The sequence below is a fragment of the Acidisoma sp. PAMC 29798 genome (genome assembly GCF_030252425.1).
In the GTDB taxonomy this organism is placed as follows: domain Bacteria; phylum Pseudomonadota; class Alphaproteobacteria; order Acetobacterales; family Acetobacteraceae; genus Acidisoma; species Acidisoma cladoniae.
The window spans coordinates 2,270,720-2,291,837 of record NZ_CP126994.1 but is presented as its reverse complement, the minus strand read 5'-3'; the positions used below and the strand labels follow the sequence as shown (position 1 = coordinate 2,291,837).

Sequence of the window (21,118 nt, the reverse complement as noted above, 5' to 3'; positions counted from 1 at the left end):
GTTCTTCAGCCGTGGCGTAAGATAGCGCCATCGTGCTCGCGCCGCATCATTAGGAAAGACGTGCATTGGGGACACCCAGCCACTCTACCGATCCAGAACGTGCGCTCACGCCCGAAGATTTGAGCCGCTCGAAGGACCGCCTGCGCGTTCTCGATGCCCGCCGTAAGGGGCGGGCCCCAATGCTGCTTTGGTTGCTGACAGGACCCGGGGTGCTCGCGATGCTTGGCGAGAACGACGGACCCAGCATGCTGTCCTATGCCGCGACCGGGGCGACCTATGGCATCGGCTTTTTTCTTCCCTTTATCGCCCTGACGTTCTTCGCCGCCTATGTCGTGCAGGAAATGGCGATGCGGTTGGGTGCCGTGACCCATCGTGGCTACGGGGAGCTGATTTTTCAGCGGTTCGGACCGTTCTGGGGGTGGCTGTCGGCGGGTGATCTCGTCGTCACCAACCTGGTCACCTTGATCACGGAGATCATAGCGATCCGGGTCGGCATGGCGTATTTTGGCATCCCTCCGATCCTGTCGGTCGCCTTCGCCGTTCTGCTGGTCGCGGTTAGCACGTGCGGCGGCCGCTACTGGCGATGGGAGCGGTTCACCATGGGGCTGGTTCTGTTCAATCTAGTTTTCGTGGTGGTGGCGGTCATGGCGCATCCCTCCGTTGGCTCGATCGCCGGTGCCATGGTGACCTGGACGCCCTTTCCCCATGGTTCGTTGCAGACGTTCCTGCTCATTCTCGCCTCCAACATCGGCGCGACGGTGACGCCATGGATGCTGTTCTTTCAGCAGAGCGCGTCGGTAGACAAGGGTCTCACGCCGCGCGATATCGGTCAGGGCCGTCTGGACACATTCATCGGCACGATCCTGGCGGCTATCGCAGGATGTGCCGCCGTCATCGCTGCCTCGGTGCTGTTCACCCACCATATAGACACGAGCGCACTTCTGAGTGGCACAGGATATGCTGAGGCTTTGCGGCCGCTGATCGGGCCGCCCGGGGCCGCGTTGTTTGCCCTCGGGCTGATAGAAGCAGGAGCCGTAGCTATGCTGACGATATCGGCGAGCACGGCCTATGCCGTAGGTGAGGTTGTCGGCGGCGCTGGGCACAGCTTCAATCGGTCGATCCAGTCTGCCCCATTGTTCTATGCGGCGAACCTTGGAATGGCTCTGGCGGCTGGGGCGATCGTGCTGATCCCAGGCGTGCCGCTTCTCGCGATCGCCCTGAATGCCAATCTTCTGGCCACCGTGCTGATGCCGCCGGCGCTGATCTTTCTGCTCATGATGGCGAATGACCGTGATCTCATGGGCGCTCGGGTGAACGCGCGCACCACAAACTTTGTGGCCGTGCTGATCACGATTCTCGTGACGCTGGCGGGCGTGGGCTATGCGATCGTGGCCTTCGTCAACTCGTTGACCGGCTGGGGCGGCTGAACTTTGGCAGACACGAAACTCCAGAAGATGACCGAGGGGCATCCGGACGAGGAGTTGCTCTTCGCGCTTGAGCCGGATCAAATTGTCGCCGCCTCGTCTCAACCGCTGCCGCGTTACGTCATAGGGAGAGGGACCAACGCGGCGCTGTGGGTGCTCCGCGTCTGCGTCCTGATCGTCTCCGGTCTGGTCGTCTATACATTCGTGGTGTCACTGCGGTAAGGCGGCGAACGCGGTGGTTCGCCGCCGCCTGAGGCTGGCTGCTACGCCGATCGCTTCTGATCACCAATCTCTTCGTATTCCGCGTCCATCACTTTATCGTCCGGCTTTTGGCCAGATGCGCCCTCAGATCCGGGAGTTGCCGAAGCGCCGGCCTGTGCAGCGGTATCGATCTTGATGGCCACTTGCGTCAGGTGTTCGCTCGCCTGCTTGACGCCCTTTTCGTCATCGCCGGCGATGGCGGCTCGTAAGCCAACGATGGCGGCCTCGGCCTCGGCCTTTTCCTGGGCGCCAAGCGTCGCCGCATGCTCCGTCAGCGTCTTCTCTACCTGATGCGCCAGCGCTTCCCCGTGGTTCTTGGCCTCGACAAAAGCCCGACGCTGTTTGTCAGCGACCGCATTGATCTCCGCCTCCTCGACCATCTTCTGGATCTCGCCATCCGACAATCCACCGGTCGATTGGATCTTGATCTGCTGCTCCTTGCCTGTGGCCTTATCCTTGGCCTGCACGGCGACGATCCCATTGGCGTCGATGTCGAAGGTGACCTCAATCTGCGGCACCCCGCGCGGCGCAGGGGGAATCCCCATGAGGTCGAACTGCCCGAGCACCTTGTTGTCCGACGCCATCTCGCGCTCGCCCTGGAAGACCTTGATGGTCACAGCACTTTGGTTGTTGTCGGCGGTCGAGAAGACTTGGCTCTTCTTGGTCGGAATTGTCGTGTTTCGGTCGATCAAGCGGGTGAACACCCCCCCGAGCGTCTCGATGCCAAGAGACAGCGGAGTGACGTCCAGCAGCAGCACGTCCTTGACATCACCGCGGAGTACGCCGCCCTGAACGGCCGCACCGATAGCGACGACTTCATCAGGGTTGACGTTGCGGGCCGGCTCCTTGCCGAAGAACTGCTTAACAGCTTCGATGACCTTAGGCATACGGGTCATGCCACCGACCAGGATCACTTCATCGATCTCACTCGCCGTGATGCCGGCATCCTTCAGCGCAGCGCGACAGGGCTCCATCGTCCGATCAACAAGATCGTCGACCAGGCTCTCAAGCTTGGCGCGTGTCAGCTTCACCACGAGGTGCTTGGGGCCTGAGGCGTCGGCAGTAATGAAGGGCAGGTTGATCTCGGTCTCTTTTGCCGAGGAAAGCTCGATCTTGGCCTTTTCCGCCGCCTCCTTCAAACGCTGCAGGGCGAGCTTGTCGATGCGCAGATCAATGCCTTGTGCGCGCTTGAATTCCTCGGCGAGATAGTCAACGACGCGGGCATCGAAGTCTTCGCCGCCAAGGAAGGTATCTCCGTTGGTGCTCTTCACTTCAAAGACACCATCGCCGATTTCCAGCACCGAGATGTCGAAGGTGCCGCCGCCTAGGTCGTAGACGGCAACCTTTCCGGCATGTTTCTTGTCCATGCCGTAGGCCAGCGCAGCCGCTGTCGGCTCGTTGATGATGCGCAAAACCTCCAGGCCGGCAATACGGCCAGCATCCTTGGTCGCCTGTCGCTGGCTATCGTTGAAATAGGCGGGAACGGTGATCACCGCCTGCGTCACCTTCTCTCCCAGATAGGCTTCGGCGGTCTCTTTCATCTTGATGAGAATGAAGGCGCTAATCTGGCTCGGCGAATATTCCTCACCGCGTGCCTCGACCCAGGCGTCTCCATTGTCACCGCAAACAATGGCGTAAGGGACCAAGGTCTTGTCCTTGCCAACCAGAGGGTCGTCGTAGCGACGACCGATCAGACGCTTGATGGCGTATAGGGTATTGGTCGGGTTCGTGATGCCCTGCCGCTTGGCAGCCTGACCCACCAGACGCTCGCCATTATCCGCGAAGGCAACCATGCTGGGCGTGGTCCGCGCGCCCTCGCTATTCTCGATCACCTTGCTTTCCCGCCCTTCGAGGATGGCGACGCAAGAGTTGGTGGTGCCGAGGTCGATGCCGATGACTTTGCTCATGGTGCGTACCTTTTGATTTGCTACGGACACGACGGGCGTCCGCTTACGCTAAGGGGTTTTCCCCTGCGGTGTCGTTGTGGAGGATGGAGCCTTCGCCACAACGACCATCGCTGGTCGTAAAAGGCGCCCATGCAACATCCAGCCCGAGGAGAGCACCTTGATGACCGTCCCGGGAGATGCGGCGCTGGTTTCCTGTTCAACCATCGCCTGATGCAGGTGAGGATTGAAAACGGCCCCCAACGCTTCCTTTCGGGTAACGCCATGGCGCTTCAGCAAAGCTACAAAGCTGCGGTCGATGTCGGCGAAGCCGTCGCGAAGGACCGTCGTAATCGCCTGCTCGCCTCCACTGATTGGCGGAAGACTATCGAGTCCGCGCTTGAGGTTCTCGACCCCTTCGACGACATCGATGGCGAACTTTTGGACCGCATGTTGACGGGCATCGTCGACGTCCCGTCTGGCACGATTTCGCACATTTGCGATTTCGGCTTCGGCCCGCAGCCAACGGTCGCGCAGGTCCGCGACGTCGTCGGTCCCTTCGGGAATGATGTCGCTCATGCCGCTGTCGCGATTGTCGTGGGGTAATCCGTGTAGCCGTGGGCACCACCACCATACCAGAGAGAGGTATCGATAGAGGGCGCAAGGGGGCTTCCCGATCGTAGCCGCTCCACCAGATCGGGGTTGGTAATAAAGGCTCTTCCAAATGCGATGAGGTCGGCCCTGCCGGAAGCGAGTGCAGTCACGGCGAGTTGCAGGTCATAGCCATTGTTGGCCATGTAAAGACCGCGGAACTTGGCCTTGAGCGCGGCGTAGTCGAATGCAATGTTGTCCCTAGGACCCTGCGTCGCGCCCTCTATGATGTGCATATAGCCGAGCTTCAGATGGTCTATACCGTTTGCGACATGCTCATAAAGCGCCTGCGCGTCATCGGCGGCTCCCTCCATATCATTGGCGGGACTAACGGGGGAAAGCCGGATACCAACCTGGTCGCCACCCCACACCTGGGCCACCGCGCGGGTAACTTCCAGCGTCAATCGCGCCCGGTTCTCGATGCTACCGCCGTAGTTATCCGTACGAAGATTGGTCTTGCGTCGCATGAACTGCTCTAGGAGGTAGCCATTGGCCGCGTGCACCTCCACGCCGTCGAAGCCAGCGGCCTTGGCGCTTTCGGCCGCATGCACGTAGTCGGCAATCAGCCCAGGTATCTCGCTTGTCTCAAGCGCGCGCGGTGTGACGAGCGGGGCAAAGCCGCTCTCTGTATAGGCTTGGCCGATCGGCTTGACGGCCGAGGGCGCGACCGGCAACCCACCATCAGGCTGAAGAGTCGGATGACTGATGCGGCCGACGTGCCAAAGCTGGCAGAAGATGCGACCGCCGGCGGCGTGCACGGCTTGCGTCACGGAATGCCACCCGTAGACCTGCGCTTGCGTATAGATGCCTGGCGTGAAGGCATAACCCTTGCCTTGCTGAGTAATATTTGTGGCTTCGCTGATAATGAGTCCTGCGCTTGCCCGTTGCGCGTAATACTCTGCGTTTAATGGACCCGGAACGTCGTGCTTCCCGGCGCGGCTGCGGGTCAACGGCGCCATCACCACGCGGTTTCGCAAGATGATGTTGCCAAGATCAATACGGAAAAATAAAGCACTTTGATCGATCATGGGCATTTCTCCTTAGGACCAGCCCAGTTGGAATCTTCCTCCACCCAAGCTCGCCACTATGACTAATGACCACACGACGTTTATGGCAGCATCGGAAACTACCTATGCTGCCGACCTGCGACATCAGTGGCGGCCGAACGGGCCGCGCGGCGAGTTTCTTTCGCCTGTCATCAACGAATTAAAGTCGTGGTCACGACCGCTGCCACTAATTTGAAACAAACCCTTGACGGGTCGTGTCGTCCCGCCACATGTCATATCGTCAAAAGCGGACATAGGCTGATAAGGAAACAAACAGATGCATCGCCGCTTGATCCTTCTCGCTTTGGCATCGGCGCTCAGTGCCCCGCTGGCAGTGGCTGCTGCGCAGTTCGAACCGAGTTACATCGTCTTCTTTGAAGAGTGGTCGGGTGCGATTGGTCCCTCGGCCACGATCGTCATCATGGCGGCTGCCAAGGCGGCAGCTCCAAATTCAAATGCGCGGATCGTCGTCACCGGCTTTTCGGATGTCCTTGGGAGTGCGCTAGCAGACCAGGACCTCAGTCAGCTCCGAGCGCAAAGGGTGACGGATAGATTGATCGCTGACGGGATATCGCGTCAACGAATCGAAATAAAGATCGGCGGACCGACATTATCGAAGGGCGTAATGGGACGACGCGTGGAACTCCAAATCCAGCAAACGCAGTGACGCGGCCTCTGGTTGAGGCTGCGTTAGGGGCCTTCCACGCGTCTACAGCTCGTCGACGCACATGTCGATCAGGGCGCGCTCTGCGGTAAGGCGACCGAGACAGACCAAGGAGGCTTTTCAGACGGGATGCAAGCATATCCGCGGGCGTCGTGTCGTGTTCGCGGCCATCGGCGCGTTGCTTAATCCGCGATTGTGCAACGGCGTCTCGTCTGACGGCCAGCTGCTCGAGTTCGAGAGCGATCGCCGGCCTCTCGATCATTAGCTGCTCAATTTAGCGATTGTGGTCTGATTCGACAGTTTCCATCGACGACGCAAACTTCCTGCGGGCTATCCTCGCCACAGACCTCAAATCCCATCGCGGAGCGAGTCGCTCTTCCGGCGCCCTTAGCGGATGAGGCAGCCGCATGGGTAGATTCCGAACCTGCCTTAACGCGCTGCCGTGTGCCACTTACTAATTGCGGCCGCATGCGCTTTGGGTAAGCGACATAATTGTGATGCGGACGCAGACCAGACGCTTTGGACAAGCCAGGGCGCTCACAGTCGTGGCCAGCTTTCTGCAGATCTTGAACCATATTCACGTTTAGGAGACCAGTCGTGCCGGTTCAAGAGCATCGCGCGTTAGCGACGAGACGGGATGTCCGGTCCGCGGGGGCCCCCGCTGCCGGATTTCTTCGTCACTATCGACAGGGTCGCTGCATCTATGACGAGGGTGACGAAGCCCACTTCTTCTATGAAGTTCGCTCCGGCGTTGTGCGCATGTCCAGCGTCTTGCAGGACGGCCGCCGTCTAGTTGATAGCTTCCATACGGAGGGGCAGCTGTTTGGTCTCGAGCCTGCACGATCGCATACACTGTGTGCGGAGACCCTGTCGGATTGTAATATCGTCTCATACCGCTGGAATGGCGTTGAAGCGAAGATGTCGACGGACACGATGACCTCCAACTGGCTGTTCTCCTACGCGATGCAGACAGTTACGACAGCCCGGAATCACGCAATTCTCCTCGGCCGCAAGACTGCGACCGAACGAGTTGCGGCCTTCCTGATGGAGTGGGTGGGACGTTCACCGGACCCTACGGTCATCGTGCTCGCCATGAGCCGACAAGACATTGCGGACTACCTGGGCCTGACGGTGGAAACGATCTCGAGAACCTTCTCTAAGCTTGAAAGGGAGTCACTCATACAAATGACGACATCTCGCTTAATAGAGGTGAGGAATCGATCTGCTCTTCGTCGCCTCAGCGCCTAAGGGCCTGGACGTTGCTCGTGACGCAAGGACGCTCGCCGATGGAACTGAATACGGCATCAATGCTTATGCGATATTCCTAAGAGTCTGTTTGAGAAAGGTCGGCTATGGGCGATCCGCCGCTAGAACAGGCTGCCTATGGCGACGTGGATTATGGCTTCGGATACATCGAGGCGAGTCTCGTAATCGCGCACGAGCCTGCGCCAGCGTGTCATCCAGCCGAAAGTGCGTTCTACGACCCAGCGCCGCGGCAACACTTTGAAGCCCGGGTCTTTGTCGGTTCGACGTACGATCTCCAGCACGAAGTCCCGAAACATAGCTTTGTCGAGCAGCTTGGTGCGGTCATAGGCGCCATCGGCAGACAGATGCTTGAGCCAAGACCAGCGCTTGCGGACAGCGTCGAGGATGGCCTGTGCTCCGGCGCTGTCGGAGATGTCCGCCGTGGTCAGATTGACTATCAGCAAACGTCCGTCGGTATCGACGGCGATGTGGCGCTTGCGACCAACGATCTTCTTGTTGGCGTCATAGCCTCGCGCTTGAGCGTGGGGCGCTTTCACCGTCTGGCTGTCGAGCACGCCGCCCGTGGGGCTGGCTTCACGTCCGACACGTTCGCGGTCGAGCATGAGCGACACGTCGTGAATGGTCTGGAACTACATGCGCCGGACGAACCGCCGGAACCACCAGTAGACGGTTTGCCACGGGCCGAAATTGATCGGCAGCATGCGCCAGCCACCGCCACTGCGCGCCAGATAGCGGATCGCATTCAGCATCTCGCGCAAGTCAACGCTGATTTTGCGGCCGCGCTTGGGCGGCTTGGGCAACAGCGGCTGGATACGCTCCCACTCGGCGTCAGTCAGGTCAGTCGGATACCGCTTGGTCTTGCGGGCGATGTCGGCCATCCGGCCTCGATTCTCTCGGGTCCACATTCCAAGCTTGAATCACACCGGACCGGGCCGCCACAACCATTCTCAAACGGTCTCTGAGGCGTCACAAGTGACGTCGGGACCGTCAATACGCGATAAGCGTCATTATCGCGTGTTGTCTTTAGAGATGTCGATGGGCAAGCTACTGTCAAAATACGACCCGTGGCTTAGCCATCACCGTCGAGCCTTTCCATATGAGTGCGGGCGCAGACGCCGAGCCGGCAAAACTGGAGAATTTACTTCGGCACTTTTGAGGAATCTTAAACGGCGTTGACAGCACTGATGGTGCGCCCCCTACGCCGTTCCATAGCCAGATCATCACGGCGGATGCCCAGCGCGTGCTTCGGCGCTGCAACGACGATACGGCCGGCGTTCGCGGTCGGGGACTCTTCGGCATCTGTTTCGCTGGCGCGCCTCGCGCCGCTCGGATCTGATTGGGCTCGATATGGAGCATCTCAACCAAACGAAGACGGCCTTCGCTTGCTTTCATGCGCTCCGAGACTGCAAAGTTCGTGAGACCGCCTAGATCAAGTGATCGCGTGCTCGCGGCACCCACATTTAGTACATCGCGGTGCTTAAAACGCTGGCTTGACGAAGCTAAGCCCAACATACGATTTCCAAAAGGCCCTCAGTACCCAACGGCTAGGGTGCACTACCCGCCGGGTTCTTCGCTTAAAGGGTCTTGGGCAGGATCGGCTTGGGGGTCATGACCGACGATCCTGGTAGCCGCGACGGCGCTTGGCCCGCAGGATCGCAGCCAAGGCGTTGATGGCGGCGCCAGGATCGGGATAGGGGTCGAGGCGTTGGCGACCGCGCGTGCCAAGCCGCCCCCAATGGCGGACCAGCACAGCCCGGCCGAAAAGATCGCGGGAAACCTCCATGCGGTAGAACCGTTGCATGTTCCGCTCGGGTTGGATGCGGACGAGGGCGGCTTCCTCCGCGAAGAGCGCGAGCTGGATGGGGGTCGGCCGCGGTAATTTCGGCTGTTGGGGCATAGTCACGGGAGAAGTGTAACGCATTTGGCAGGCGGGTACCAGGGAAAACGACGTTTCGAGGTGGGTTTGGGGGGATAAACGGTCCAGGGCGTTACACTATTCACCGGAAGCAGGTCACCGACATTGACGCCGCCGATGATGACGTCGACTTCGCTGATCGCCTCATGCCCCGCGCTCATCCGCAGCGTGCTGGTCTTGCCGCAGCCCGATGGCCCGAGCAGGCAGCAGTAGGAGCCTTTGGGAATGCGCAGCGAAATGTCCGAGACCGCCGCCGTGGTGCCGTAGCGCTTCGTGACCGAGACGAGTTCGACATTCGAGGAAGCCGATTCCATGTCCACTCCATCCCCGGTCGTGCCGCGTTGCCCAGGACACGACGCAAACGGCGTGCCATTTGTGACCGAACCGTATCGAGGTAGCCCGCTCAGACGAAGTAGTCGGGATGCGCCCCTCGCAGCCGTTGGAGATCGGGCAGAACGGCGCTGAGGTGCCGCGTCATGGCATCCTGCGCTGCCTTGGGATCGCGCAGGGCGATGACATCACGGATCGTGCGATGCTCCTCCACGACCTGGAGCATTCGCCCAGGGACGGGCAGGGTCAGCCGGCGGGTGCGGTCGATCTGCACCTTGACCTGCCTGAGCAGGCGCCAGATGCCGGGGAGGCCCGACAGGGCGGCGATGGTTTCATGGAAGACTTCATCCGCCTGATGGAAGGCCGCTGTATCGCCGCGATGGGCGACGAAGATCTGGTCGCCGATCACCGCGTCCAGCCGCGCGAGGGCGGCCGGGTTCGCGTTTTCCGCCAAGCGTGACGCGGTGACGCCTTCCAGCGCCTGACGGATCACCAGCGCCTCGGGCACGGCGGCGCCGTCGATGCGGGACACGAAGGTGCCAGACTGGGGAAAGATATCCACCAGCCCATCCTCGCCCAGGCGAATCAACGCCTCCCGCACCGGCGTGCGGCTGACCGCGAAGCGCGCGGACAGGACCTTGTCCTGAAGCGGGGTGCCCGGCAGCAACTCCATCCCCACGATTGCCCCACGCAATTGCTTGTAGATGGCGGTCGCCGTGGTGACGCGCGCCACGCGTTCGATATCGCCCAGGGCTCCGGCTTCCATGCTGCGGGGAATCTCCATGCTTGACATATTAATATATCAGTTTCACGGTGCGGCAAGCGCATAAGAGACGATCCCAACCGGGAGCATCATGGCTCTTCATCCTGACAGGCTCTTTCCGATCGAGGCCGAGGCCCGCGCTATCGCGCGGCGGCTGTATGACGGTGTGGCCAAACTCCCAATCCTTTCGCCCCATGGGCATACCGACCCGCGCTGGTATGCGGAGGATACCCCTTTCGGCGATCCGGCGACGCTCTTCGTCAAGCCCGACCATTACGTCACCCGCATGCTTTATTCCCAGGGGGTGTCACTGGAGGCGCTGGGCATCGCGCGGCAGGATGATGGCCCAACCGAGGCCGATAGCCGGGCCGTATGGCGGGTCTTCGCACAGCACTTCCCGCTGTTTCGCGGCACGCCGACGCGGCTGTGGTTCGAACAGGCGCTTGAGGATATCTTTGGCGTCACCGAGCGCCTGGACGAGGCGAATGCCGATCGACTGTACGATCGCATCGCGGACTGCTTGCCGCGACCGGAATTTCGCCCGCGCGCCCTGTATGACGCCTTCAATATCGAGGTCATCGCCACCACGGACGGCGCCCTCAGCGATCTGGCCGCGCATCGCGCCATCAAAACCTCGGGCTGGTCGGGGCGGGTGATCCCGGCCTACCGGCCGGACTTCGTCGTCGATCCCGAGCGCGCGGGCTTCCTGGATAATCTCGCGCTCCTTGCCAGCGTCACCGCCACGCCCATGACCTGGGATGGCTATCTGGACGCCCATCGGATCCGTCGTGGCGTGTTCAAGACCCTGGGCGCAACCGCGACCGACCATGGGCACCCGACGGCGGCCACCGCCGATATCGGCCACGCCGACGCTGTGCGGCTGTACGACACGGTGGCACGCGGCGGCGCAACCCCGGCCGAGGCGGAGCTGTTTCGCGCCCAGATGCTGACCGAGATCGCGCGGATGAGCACGGAGGATGGGCTGGTGATGCAGATCCATCCCGGTTCCTATCGCAATCACAATCCGCAGCTTTTCGCGCGCTTCGGCACCGACATGGGCGCGGATATTCCAACCGCGACGGATTACGTGCATGCGCTGAAACCGCTGCTCGATGCCGTCGGCAATGATCGGCGCCTGACCCTCATTCTGTTCACGCTGGACGAGACCAGCTACGGCCGCGAATTGGCGCCGCTGGCCGGGCATTACCCGGCCCTTCGCCTGGGGCCGCCCTGGTGGTTCTTCGACAGCCCCGAAGGCATGAGGCGTTTCCGGGAGTTCACGACGGAGACAGCGGGATTCGCGAATACTGTGGGCTTCAACGACGATACGCGCGCCTATTTGTCCATTCCCGCGCGCCACGACATGGCGCGGCGCTGCGACTGCGCCTTCCTCGCCCGCCTCGTCGCCGACCATCGGCTGGAGGAGGAGGAGGCGCATGAGATCGCCCACGACCTCGCCTATCGCTTGGTGAAGACCGCCTACAAACTCTGACTGTCGATGAACAAGACGCCGCCAAGGCGCGTGGCCGGAACGGCAGAAACCAGGAGGAACGCAGCATGGTCTATCGGAGAGACATTCTCGGCGGGCTTGGCGGGGTCGCGGTTGCGGCGGCTTTGTCGGGAAAAGCCAGGGCGGCCTTGCCGCTCCCGAAAAGCCCCGTGACGATCACCATCGTCGATGTCGCGGGCAATCTGGCTTTGACGCAGAAGGCCTTCCAGTCCTATCGCAGCGCGCGGCCGGGCGCCGTATCCCGCTTCGTTTTCACCAAGGCGCCGGCGCCGGAACTTCCTGCCAAGATCAAGGCGCAGCAGCAGGCAGGACAGATGGATATCGATCTGGTGCTCACCGGCACGGATGCGCTGTCCGCCGGCATCGGCCAGGACATCTGGATGGATCTGACGCCTTATCTGGGTGAACTTCCCAATCTGCAGGCCATCCTTTTGCCGCAGGCCTGGAAGATGCAGGCGATTGCGAAGAATCACGGGGTCGTCGTCAGCTATTATCCCTCCGGTCCTTTGCTGGAATATACGCCCGATGCGGTCAAGACACCGCCGGCCACGACGCAGGACTTGCTGGATTGGACGGGGCAGAACAAGAACAAGTTCATGTATGCGCGCCCCGCCAATTCGGGGCCGGGCCGCACCTGGCTGATGGGCCTGCCCTATCTTCTGGGCGACAGCGATCCGCGCGACCCGGTCAAAGGCTGGGAAAAGACCTGGAGCTATCTCAAGGCCCTGGGCGAGAACATCGAATATTATCCGGGCGGCACGTCCCAGACCATGAAGGAGCTGAGCGACGGCACGCGCGACATCATCGTCTCCACCACAGGATGGGACATCAATCCCCGCGCCCTCGGGATCGTGCCGGCGGAGGCCAAAATTGCGGCGCTGAAGGGATTCCACTGGGTGACCGACGCCCATTACATGGTGATTCCCAAAGGCGTGTCGGACGAAAAGCGGGATGTGCTGATCAACCTCATGGGCTTCATGCTGGGCAAGACGCAGCAGGCCTATGCCTATGATCAGGGCTATTTCTATCCCGGCCCGGCGGTCGCCGGCGTCACCCTCGCCATGGCACCTGCGGAGTCGCAAGACGCCATCAAGACCTTCGGACGACCGGAGTATGACTCCTGGATCGCGAGCAATCCGATGGACGTGCCGCTGGACGCGGAGCACATGGTCACGGCCTTTCAGTTGTGGGATCAGCGCATCGGCGCGGGCAAAGGCTAGATGGCCGGCGTCGGCACGCTCCGGCTCGACGGTTTGCGGCGGGATTTCGGCGGCTATGCCGCGCTCCGGGGCATCGATCTCGCGATCGAGCCGGGCGAGTTCCTCGCGCTCCTCGGTCCTTCCGGCTGCGGCAAGACCACGGCGCTCAACTGCATCGCCGGGCTGATGCCGCTGACCGCCGGCAGCATCCAGCTCGGCGACCGTCGCATCGACCAGCTGCCGCCGGAAGAGCGTGGCTTCGGCATGGTGTTCCAGAGCTACGCGCTGTTTCCGCATATGAGTGCGCGGAAGAACATCGGCTTCGGCCTCGCGATGCGGAAAGTGCCGAAGGGCGAGGCCGCCATCCGGATCGATGAGGCGCTGGCCCTCGTGCGCCTCGATGCCCAGGCCGAGAAACTGCCCGGCCAGATGTCGGGCGGCCAGCAGCAGCGTGTGGCGATTGCCCGCGCGGTGGTGGTGCGGCCACCCGTGGTGCTGATGGATGAGCCGCTCTCCAACCTCGACGCCAAGCTGCGGCTGGAGATGCGGGCCGAAATCCGCCGCATCCATGAGGCCATCGGCTCGACCACCATCTATGTCACCCACGACCAGGATGAGGCGCTGTCCATGGCCGACCGCGTGGTGGTGATGCGGGAGGGGTTGATCCGCCAGACCGGCTCGCCCGAGGATCTCTATGAGCGCCCGCTGCATGGCGACGTTGCCGAGTTCATGGGGTTTCGCACGCGCATCACCGGCCGCGCGGTCGCGGTTCAGGATGGGCGCGTGAGTGTGGAGGCCGCCGGTGGCCGGATCGAAGTGCTGTCGCGCCATCCGGTGGTGCCTGGCCAGACCCTGACATTGATGGTGCGGCCGGAGGATTTCGTGGTGGTGGCGAAGGGCCTGCCCGCAACGGTCAAGATCATCGAATACCGTGGCCGCGCGTTCTTCGGCACCGCGACCACAGCCGACGGAACCGATGTCTTCTTTCGCAGCGATACGCGCGTCGCCCCGGGGCAGCCCGTGGCGCTCGGCGCCTTGCCGCATCAGATCCTGGTTTTCGATGAGACTGCCGCATGACGGGGACGGCGTTTCGTCTTCGCCTCGCGGCACGCGGGGTCGATGGCATCACGCTTCTCGTGCTGCCGGCGCTGCTCGCGCTGGTGGCCCTGTTCGTCTACCCCTTCGCCTTCGGGCTCGCGGTCTCGCTCGCGCCCAAGGCTGGCCGCTTCTATGCCAATTACCAGACATTCTTCGCCGATCCTTTCCTGCGCGAAACCATCTGGAACACCCTCAAGCTCGCCCTGCCGACGACGCTGCTCACTCTCCTCATCGCCGTGCCGGTCGCCTTCCGGGTGCGGCTGATGCGCCGGCAGCGCTGGCTGACGACGATCCTGCTGCTGCCGATGACGCTCGGCACCGTGCTGGTGGCGCAGGGGCTGCTCACCTATCTCGGGCCGCGCGGCTGGTTCAATCGCGGGCTGATGCTGCTGCACCTCACCGCCCATCCGATCGTGCTGACCAATAATTACTGGGGCGTCTTCGCCTCCCTGCTGCTCACCGGGTTTCCCTTCACCTTCCTGCTCACCCTCTCCTATGTCAGTGGTATCGACCCGGCGCTGGAACATGCGGCGGCGACGCTGGGGGGCGGGGCGCGGGCGCGCTTCATGCGCATTTTCCTGCCGCTGCTGGCGCCGGGTCTGGCCGTCACCTTCTGCCTGTCCTTCGTCCAGGCCTTCGCGGTCTTCCCTTCGGCCGTTCTGCTCGGCGCACCTGCGGGCAGCACGCATGTGATCTCGATCGCCGCCTATCAGGCGGCCTTCGAGCGCTACGATTATTCCCTCGGCTCGGCGATCGCGATGATCATGGGCGCGGTGCAATTGGTGATCGTGGTCGCGGTCCTCGCCAGCCGCAGCCTGTTTTATCGTGGCCCCGTCGGGGGGACGAAAGGATGATCCGCGACAATGGCCTCGGCGGCCGACTATGGCGCATGGCGGTCTGGGCCGTGGTGGTGGTCTTCATCCTCAACCTGCTGGCGCTGATCGCCGTCGTGGTGGTGGACTCCTTCTCCACGCGCTGGTTCGGCACCTGGCTGCCGGCCGGTTTCACCACGCATTGGTATAGCGATGCCTGGGATGAGTTTCAGCTCACCGATATCCTGGTCGCGACTTTCGAGGTCGTGGGCGCCGTGGTCCTGATCTCCGGCCTGCTGGGTGTCACCGCCGCCTATGCGATGGCGCGGCGGGAGTTTCCCGGCAAGCGCGCCGCGATGCTGGTCTTTCTGATGCCGCTGCTGGTGCCGCCACTGACCTATGGCATTCCACTCGCGACGCTGCTCTACCGCGTCGGCCTCGGCGGCACCCTGGCGGGTGTGATCCTCGCCAATCTGGTGCCGGCGATTCCCTTCGTGATCCTGGTGATGATCCCCTTCATCGAGCAGATCGATCCGCGGATCGAGGCGGCGGCGCGGGTCTTCGGCGCCTCCACCACCAGCCTGTTCCTGCGCATCCTGGCGCCCTTGCTGCTGCCCGGCGTGCTGGCCGCGCTGCTGCTGGTGCTGGTACGCACCATCGCGATGTTCGAGCTGACCTTTCTGACCTCGGGGCCGACCAGCCAGACGCTGGTGGTGGCGCTCTATTACGCCGTCTTCGCCTCGGGCGTTCGCGCCGGGCAGGAGGTGGACGTCATGGCCGTGGTCTATATGGTGACCACGCTCATCTGGCTGCTGATCGCGCTTCGCTTTGTCAGCCCCACCCAGATCGTGAGCCGGGCGAAGCAGCAGAGCACCTAAAGGGTTCTGTCAGCTCTCGCGCCAGGGATCTTGTCTTTGGCAAGGGGCACGTCGGGATTTACGCGTTCTGCATGATGTTGAGCGCAATGCTTGTTGCCTTGGCGAAGCGGGCGCGGCGCAGAGAGGCGGAGACGATCTGGTTGTGACGCCGACGGGGGCGAAGAAGATTGCGGAGTTCCCCGTGTTCTCGGCAGAAACGCTCGGCAGCGTCATGGTTCTCCTCCGAACTACGGCTTTTGGTGCGCGCCACCGCCTTTATTTACCATTTGCTCGGAAACATTTACAGGCACGAAAATTATGCTCAGAAAGGCCTGTGCGATGCGGTGGCAAGGGCGGTATCACCCCTTGACCGCGCCCGCGCTCAATCCCTCGACAAGGTATCGCTGAAGCAGCAGGAAGAAGAGGCAGGCCGGCACAAGTCCCAGCATGGAGGCCGCCATCATCTGCCCCCAATCGACGTCGAATTTGCCGATGAAGGAGAGCAGCCCGACGGCAAAGGTCATGCGGCTGGGATCGTCGATCAGCATCAGCGCAAAAAGGAGTTCGCTCCAGGCCGCCGTAAACACGAACCCGATCGTCGCCATCATACCTGGCAAAGTGAGCGGCAGGATAACGCGCGTCAAAGCCTGCAAGCGTGTGCCGCCGTCTATTAGCACGGCATCCTCCAGATCACGCGGCACGCCGTCGCAGAAGGTCTGCATGAGGAAGGTCGCGAAGGGGATATTGAAGGCGACATAGATGATCACGAGTCCGCCGAGACTATTGGTGAGATGCAGGCTGCCCATGATGCGGTAAATGGGCGGGATGACCATGACCAAAGGAAAGGTCTGGGTTAGCAGGAGGAGAAAGGCCACCGCCTGTTTGCCGCGAAAGCGAAAGCGCGACAGGGCGTAGCCTGCGGCAGACGCGAGCACGGTCACAATCAGCGAGGTCGCGCCCGAGACCAGGATGCTGTTGAGAAAGAAACGCGGAAAGTCCGTGGTCAGAAGCACCGCGACATAGTTGTGGAACGTGGTCCGAGCGGGCCAGATCGTCGCGCCTTGCGTATAGAGTAGCGCTGTCGGCGTCACCGAAATCTTGAGTGTCCAGAATATCGGAAACAGCGCGAAGACGACATAGGCCGCGACGGCGAGGTAAAGGCCCGCGCCGCTTGATAGACGCCTGTAACGCAATGGAACCGATTTGATCATTGTGGGAGCAACCGCCGGCGCATGCCAATCAACACAAGAGCATAGGCAACCAGGAGAAGCAGCAGAAGAACAGCCACGGCGGCTGCGTAGCCTTTGTCCATGGCGCGGAATGCACTGACATAGATGTATGTGGCGACCGTGTTGGTGGAGCCTGCCGGCCCCCCGCCCGTCATGACGAAAATCAAATCTGCGAAGGTTGCGATCCATATCGTTCGCAGCATGACGGTGATCGCAATCGTCGGCGCCAGGAACGGCACCGTCAGGCGCGTGAAGCGCTGCCAGACAGTCGCCCCATCCAGGGCCGCCGCTTCGTAGAGGTCCCCCGGGATCGATTTTAGGGCGGCGAGCAAGGTGATCGTAAAGAATGGCACGCCAAACCAGATATTCGCGATGATTGGCCCCCACATGGCAAGATGGGGGTTGGCGAGAATATTGCGCGGCTGAGCCTGAAGGCCGAGGTGGTATAGCCAATGCGGAATTGGTCCGATGATGGGATTGAACAGCCAGGCCCAGGTCAACCCCGCGAGAAAGCTTGGCACGGCCCAAGGCAGAAAGACGATCGCCTGGACTACGGAACGCCCGGCGAAGCGCCGGTTCAGCACGAGGGCAAGACCAAGGCCGAGCAGGAACTGGAAGACCAGACTCCCGGCTGTCCACCACACCGTGTTGATCAGAGCCTGGCCGAGTGCTGGGTCGTGCAGCATGGTGCGATATTGGCCGAGCCCGACATAGCTCGACCGGAAGGCCGTGAAGCGGCGGAAAGAATAGCTGATGCCGATGATGAGCGGCACAAACAGGACAAGGACGAGGATGACGAGGGCCGGGCTCAGATAGAGCCAAGGCTCTGCCGTCCGTCTCAGGGATCGGGCAGCGAGGCCCGATCCCAACGGATTATGCGCGACGGCCGGCTGCATTGCCGTTCAGTTCGCGCTCTGATGCGCTTTATAGGCTTTGAGCTGGTCCGTCAGATAAGACGCCCATTGATCGGCAACATCCTTTGCCGTGCGCTGCCCCAGCAGAACCTGCTGGAAGGTCTTGATCGAGATATTGTCGTAGAGATCGCCAAAACCTTCCAGATAGGTGGGCGGCGTCACCAGCACATATTTCGACGAGTCGCTCAACTCAGTGAACCAGCCCTTGAACTTGTCCGATTGAAAGTGAGGGTTCTGTTCGGCGTCCTTATAGATCGGCAGTGTGCCGACGACTTTGGACCAGGCGAGATTGTTATCGAGCGAGACCATGAAGGAGAGCAACTGCCAAGCCGCATCCTTATGCGGAGAATTGGCGAAGATTGACCAACCACCATATCCGAGCGTGGGGTAAGCCTTGCCGCCAGGCCCGACCGGGATGGGAGCCACGGCAAAATCATCCGCATTCATCTTGCCGGCGATGCCGATCAGGGCGTCGGGGTCTTGGTCAAGCATCGCGCAGGTGCCGGAATCGAAGCCGGCCACAATCTCGTTAAAGCCCCAGTTCACGCTGTCGGGCGGTGCGGAGCCGTCCTTGTACATGGTCGCGAGGAGCTGGAGACCCTGGATTGAGCCGGGATCGCTCATGGTCGAGGTCCCGTCAGGGTGGAAATAGCCCGGCTGTCCGTCCATCGTATTCATGAACATCGTGATGCCGGAAAATCCGCCTGGCCCACCGCGCATGCAATAGCCGTATTTGCCGGGCAAGGCCGAGACCTTCTTGGCGTCGGAAATAAAGTCGGCAAGCGTCGCCGGTGGTGCAGAAAGACCTGCCTGGGCGAAGAGATTCTTGTTCCAGAATAGGCCACGCACGTAAAAACCATAGGGAATTTCGTAGAGCTTGTCATGCACCGCAGAACCGAACTGCAGGGCACGGCTACTCAGATTGGCAAGAGCGGGCGTATTTTTGAAATCAGCTGTCAGGTCGAGCAACTGGTCGTTGTTGGCATAGAGACCAAGCCAGCGATCCGGCATCTCCACAATGTCCGGCGTGTCCCCGGCCTGTACCATATTGAGAAACTTCTCGAAGGCCTCTGCCCAAGGCAGAGATATCAGCTGAATCTTGATCCCCGGGTGGCTTTTCTCGAAGGATGCAAACTCCTGCTGGAGCAGCGCGGTGCGCGCCGGACTGGGGATGACCTCAACGACCTTGATCGTGGTGTCGGCCCAGACCGGTCGCGAGAGCACGCCAAGAATCAAAGATGCAGTCGCTACCTTCAAGAGCCCCTTCAGTCGGCAACCGGGTGTTTTCTTCATGAAGTTCCTCGTTTTTATAGGGTTGCTTGTGTCAACGCCTGTTCGAGATCGGACCAAAGACTCTCGACGTCCTCGAGACCGACGTGCAGCCGGATCAGTCGCGGACTCACCGAAAACCGGGCAAGCGCGTTATAGTCGGGCGTCTGGTGCAGGCTAGCCATGGCCGGGACGACAAGGCTTTCATGGCCGCCCCAACTCACGCCGATACGAAACAGCTTCAAGGCGTCGATGAATCCCGGCACGTCGACGCTCTCGTCGACTTCGAAGGAGAACAGGCCGGTCGAACCGAGCAGAGTTGCCCGGCCTGGGTGGTTGGAGAAGGTAGGATGATGGATGCGGTCAACCAGAGGGTGCTGGCGCAGGCGATCCGCAATTGCGAGGGCGCTGGCTTCGTGGCGCGGCAGGCGCAGGGTCAGTGTCCGCAGCCCGCGCAGCAGCAACCAAGCCTCGAAGGGGGAGAGCTTGGCGCCAAACATCGAATAGGTCGTCTGATTGATCTGCTGGATCAATGCGGCGCTGCCGGAGACCACGCCAGCAACAGTATCCGAATGGCCGCCAATATATTTCGAAGCGGAGTGTAGAACGAGATCAACTCCGTGCAGTAGAGGCTGCTGGAACACGGGCGTTGCCCATGAATTGTCAAGAACCGTGACCACACCCTGCGCCCGCGCGGCGGCGGCCAATTTGGGCAGATCCTGCAGTTCGAAGACCATCGAGGTTGGACTTTCGAGGAAGAGCATGCTGGCGGTAGGCAGGCTGCGTATCACCGCCTCGGTATCGGTCCCGTCCACATAGTCCACCATGATGCCGAATTTTGGTAGCAGGCGTTGAAACAGGCGGAACGTATCACTGTAGATGTGACGCACCGCCAAGAGGCGGTCCCCGGAACGGAGCAGCGCCAGAACCGTTGCACTGATGGCGCCCATGCCAGAGGAGAAGGCGCGCGATTCTTCCGCGCCCTCCAACTGCGCGATGCGTTTTTCGAATTCCATGGTCGTTGGATTATCACCACGGCTGTAGACCGGGCGCCGCACCTGACCGCTGAAGGCTTCCTCCATGTCCTGATAGCGACGAAACGTGAACAGAGAGGTTTGGTAGATGGGAGGAACGACCGGGTCGAGCGGCAGGTCTTCATCATGCGCCAGCAAGGTCGCGACCTCGGCGAGCCGCTTGGCACGGGCGGGATGCGCCGGCACCGCGAAGCTTGGAGGCGATTCAAACATTTGTCGCAACCTCTCGCGCCACCGCCCCGCGCAGCAGGTCCGCGCGCACCGTTTCGAGAAGATTCATCGTCTGCTCACGTGCGGCCCGCGCATCCCGCTGCGCGATGGCATCGAAGACCGCGCGATGAAAGGGGAAACTGGCATGACCAAAATTGACAATGCCCAGGGGTTGTTCCCAGAAGCGGTGCATGAGGCTCCGCAGACCGTCGACGATCTGTGTGATCAGCGGATTGTTGGCGGTGTCGATGATCGAACGATGAAAAGCCCAATCGGCTTCAGCGGAAATATCAACCGGGCCGAAAAAGACTGGCTCCATTGCCTCGAGGTGCGATTGGATGGTCCCGATCTCCGCCGCCGTGGCGCGTTCCGCGCAAATAGCAGCAGCCTCCGCCTCGAGGGCTCGGCGCACATCCAGCATATGCAGGAGGGTGGCGATGTCCCGCCCCTCCACGGTCAGTGGCATGTGCAGGCTTTGCGGCGAGACCGGGCGCAGCAGGTAGCTGCCGGAGCCCTTTCGCATCTCGACGATGCCAAGGCTCTCCCAGCATTTGAGCGCTTCGCGGATCGTCCCGCGACTGACGGCGAGTTTTTCCGCAAGCATGCGTTCCGTCGGCAAGCGGTCACCGGGTTGGAGCCCGCTCTCCATGGAGAAGGCGGCAAGGGTCTTGAGGACAGCGAAATAGCGCGTCTCGGTCTGAATGGGGCTCAGCGTCAAGTGCGGTTCCTGCGAATTGGTCCGACAGCCCTACCAAAGCATAGGGGAGGGAACCGGTCAACGCT

The 21,118-nt window shown here is 61.5% G+C and carries 20 protein-coding genes and 1 pseudogene; 9 read left to right on the top strand and 12 right to left on the bottom strand.

Annotated elements, in window-relative coordinates; genetic code table 11:
- Nucleotides 1–179 precede the first annotated feature (179 nt).
- Nucleotides 180–1,427, top strand: coding sequence for an NRAMP family divalent metal transporter (locus tag QP803_RS11115; RefSeq protein WP_284943552.1), 1,248 nt, complete (start codon nucleotides 180–182; stop codon nucleotides 1,425–1,427).
- 3 nt (nucleotides 1,428–1,430) lie between these two features.
- Nucleotides 1,431–1,646, top strand: coding sequence for a hypothetical protein (locus QP803_RS11110; protein ID WP_284943551.1), 216 nt, complete (start codon nucleotides 1,431–1,433; stop codon nucleotides 1,644–1,646).
- A gap of 41 nt (nucleotides 1,647–1,687) precedes the next feature.
- On the opposite strand, the gene dnaK is transcribed toward QP803_RS11110, so the two are convergent.
- From dnaK to QP803_RS11095, 3 genes are read right to left on the bottom strand one after another with little or no spacing between them, the layout of a single operon-like run.
- The gene (gene dnaK, locus QP803_RS11105; protein ID WP_284943550.1) at nucleotides 1,688–3,592 is read right to left on the bottom strand and encodes a molecular chaperone DnaK; all 1,905 of its coding nucleotides are present in this window, start codon (nucleotides 3,590–3,592) and stop codon (nucleotides 1,688–1,690) included.
- Between the two features lie 48 nt (nucleotides 3,593–3,640).
- Nucleotides 3,641–4,147, bottom strand: a complete 507-nt coding sequence (locus QP803_RS11100) for a nucleotide exchange factor GrpE (RefSeq protein WP_284943549.1) — start codon at nucleotides 4,145–4,147, stop codon at nucleotides 3,641–3,643.
- The gene (locus QP803_RS11095) at nucleotides 4,144–5,247 is read right to left on the bottom strand and encodes an alkene reductase (protein WP_284943548.1); all 1,104 of its coding nucleotides are present in this window, start codon (nucleotides 5,245–5,247) and stop codon (nucleotides 4,144–4,146) included. The genes QP803_RS11100 and QP803_RS11095 overlap by 4 nt, the downstream gene beginning before the upstream one ends.
- Before the next feature lie 295 nt (nucleotides 5,248–5,542).
- Here QP803_RS11095 and QP803_RS11090 point away from each other — a divergent pair, with 295 nt between their 5' ends.
- Together QP803_RS11090 and QP803_RS11085 are read left to right on the top strand one after the other, a co-directional pair.
- On the top strand, nucleotides 5,543–5,932 hold the full coding sequence (locus tag QP803_RS11090; RefSeq protein WP_284943547.1) for an OmpA family protein: 390 nt from the start codon (nucleotides 5,543–5,545) through the stop codon (nucleotides 5,930–5,932).
- Between the two features lie 594 nt (nucleotides 5,933–6,526).
- Entirely contained in the window at nucleotides 6,527–7,177 is a 651-nt protein-coding gene (locus QP803_RS11085; RefSeq protein ID WP_284943546.1) for a helix-turn-helix domain-containing protein, read from the top strand.
- Between the two features lie 119 nt (nucleotides 7,178–7,296).
- On the opposite strand, the pseudogene QP803_RS11080 reads toward QP803_RS11085, so the two are convergent.
- From QP803_RS11080 to QP803_RS11065, 4 genes and pseudogenes are all read right to left on the bottom strand, one after another.
- Nucleotides 7,297–8,100, bottom strand: a pseudogene (locus tag QP803_RS11080) (IS5 family transposase).
- 701 nt (nucleotides 8,101–8,801) lie between these two features.
- Nucleotides 8,802–9,092: a WGR domain-containing protein gene (locus QP803_RS11075; RefSeq protein ID WP_284947887.1), complete on the bottom strand. Its 291-nt coding sequence runs from the start codon at nucleotides 9,090–9,092 to the stop codon at nucleotides 8,802–8,804.
- A 2-nt stretch (nucleotides 9,093–9,094) separates the two neighbouring features.
- Complete coding sequence (locus QP803_RS11070; protein ID WP_350356022.1) at nucleotides 9,095–9,424, bottom strand: ATP-binding cassette domain-containing protein; 330 nt, start codon at nucleotides 9,422–9,424, stop codon at nucleotides 9,095–9,097.
- Nucleotides 9,425–9,513: 89 nt separating this feature from the next.
- Nucleotides 9,514–10,233, bottom strand: a complete 720-nt coding sequence (locus QP803_RS11065; RefSeq protein ID WP_284943545.1) for a GntR family transcriptional regulator — start codon at nucleotides 10,231–10,233, stop codon at nucleotides 9,514–9,516.
- A 61-nt stretch (nucleotides 10,234–10,294) separates the two neighbouring features.
- Here QP803_RS11065 and uxaC point away from each other — a divergent pair, with 61 nt between their 5' ends.
- From uxaC to QP803_RS11040, 5 genes are all read left to right on the top strand, one after another.
- A complete protein-coding gene (gene uxaC / locus QP803_RS11060; protein WP_284943544.1) occupies nucleotides 10,295–11,695 on the top strand; it encodes a glucuronate isomerase in 1,401 nt (466 codons plus the stop codon).
- 65 nt (nucleotides 11,696–11,760) lie between these two features.
- Nucleotides 11,761–12,933: an extracellular solute-binding protein gene (locus QP803_RS11055; RefSeq protein ID WP_284943543.1), complete on the top strand. Its 1,173-nt coding sequence runs from the start codon at nucleotides 11,761–11,763 to the stop codon at nucleotides 12,931–12,933.
- Nucleotides 12,934–13,989 (top strand): ABC transporter ATP-binding protein, encoded by a 1,056-nt coding sequence (locus QP803_RS11050; RefSeq protein ID WP_284943542.1) that lies wholly within the window; start codon nucleotides 12,934–12,936, stop codon nucleotides 13,987–13,989.
- Nucleotides 13,986–14,864 (top strand): ABC transporter permease, encoded by an 879-nt coding sequence (locus QP803_RS11045; protein WP_284943541.1) that lies wholly within the window; start codon nucleotides 13,986–13,988, stop codon nucleotides 14,862–14,864. The genes QP803_RS11050 and QP803_RS11045 overlap by 4 nt, the downstream gene beginning before the upstream one ends.
- Entirely contained in the window at nucleotides 14,861–15,700 is an 840-nt protein-coding gene (locus QP803_RS11040) for an ABC transporter permease (protein WP_284943540.1), read from the top strand. Before QP803_RS11045 ends, QP803_RS11040 begins: the two co-directional genes overlap by 4 nt.
- A gap of 338 nt (nucleotides 15,701–16,038) precedes the next feature.
- Here the strand turns inward: QP803_RS11040 and QP803_RS11035 are convergent, their stop codons facing one another.
- From QP803_RS11035 to QP803_RS11015, 5 genes are read right to left on the bottom strand one after another with little or no spacing between them, the layout of a single operon-like run.
- On the bottom strand, nucleotides 16,039–16,890 hold the full coding sequence (locus QP803_RS11035) for a carbohydrate ABC transporter permease (RefSeq protein ID WP_284943539.1): 852 nt from the start codon (nucleotides 16,888–16,890) through the stop codon (nucleotides 16,039–16,041).
- Nucleotides 16,887–17,804 carry a carbohydrate ABC transporter permease gene (locus QP803_RS11030; RefSeq protein WP_284943538.1) on the bottom strand — a complete coding sequence of 306 codons (918 nt, stop codon included), beginning with the start codon at nucleotides 17,802–17,804 and terminating at the stop codon, nucleotides 16,887–16,889. Before QP803_RS11030 ends, QP803_RS11035 begins: the two co-directional genes overlap by 4 nt.
- A 6-nt stretch (nucleotides 17,805–17,810) precedes the next feature.
- Nucleotides 17,811–19,172 carry an ABC transporter substrate-binding protein gene (locus QP803_RS11025; RefSeq protein WP_284943537.1) on the bottom strand — a complete coding sequence of 454 codons (1,362 nt, stop codon included), beginning with the start codon at nucleotides 19,170–19,172 and terminating at the stop codon, nucleotides 17,811–17,813.
- Complete coding sequence (locus QP803_RS11020) at nucleotides 19,130–20,338, bottom strand: aminotransferase class I/II-fold pyridoxal phosphate-dependent enzyme (protein WP_284943536.1); 1,209 nt, start codon at nucleotides 20,336–20,338, stop codon at nucleotides 19,130–19,132. Before QP803_RS11020 ends, QP803_RS11025 begins: the two co-directional genes overlap by 43 nt.
- Nucleotides 20,331–20,984: a FadR/GntR family transcriptional regulator gene (locus tag QP803_RS11015; protein WP_284947886.1), complete on the bottom strand. Its 654-nt coding sequence runs from the start codon at nucleotides 20,982–20,984 to the stop codon at nucleotides 20,331–20,333. The genes QP803_RS11020 and QP803_RS11015 overlap by 8 nt, the downstream gene beginning before the upstream one ends.
- Nucleotides 20,985–21,118: the final 134 nt, after the last annotated feature.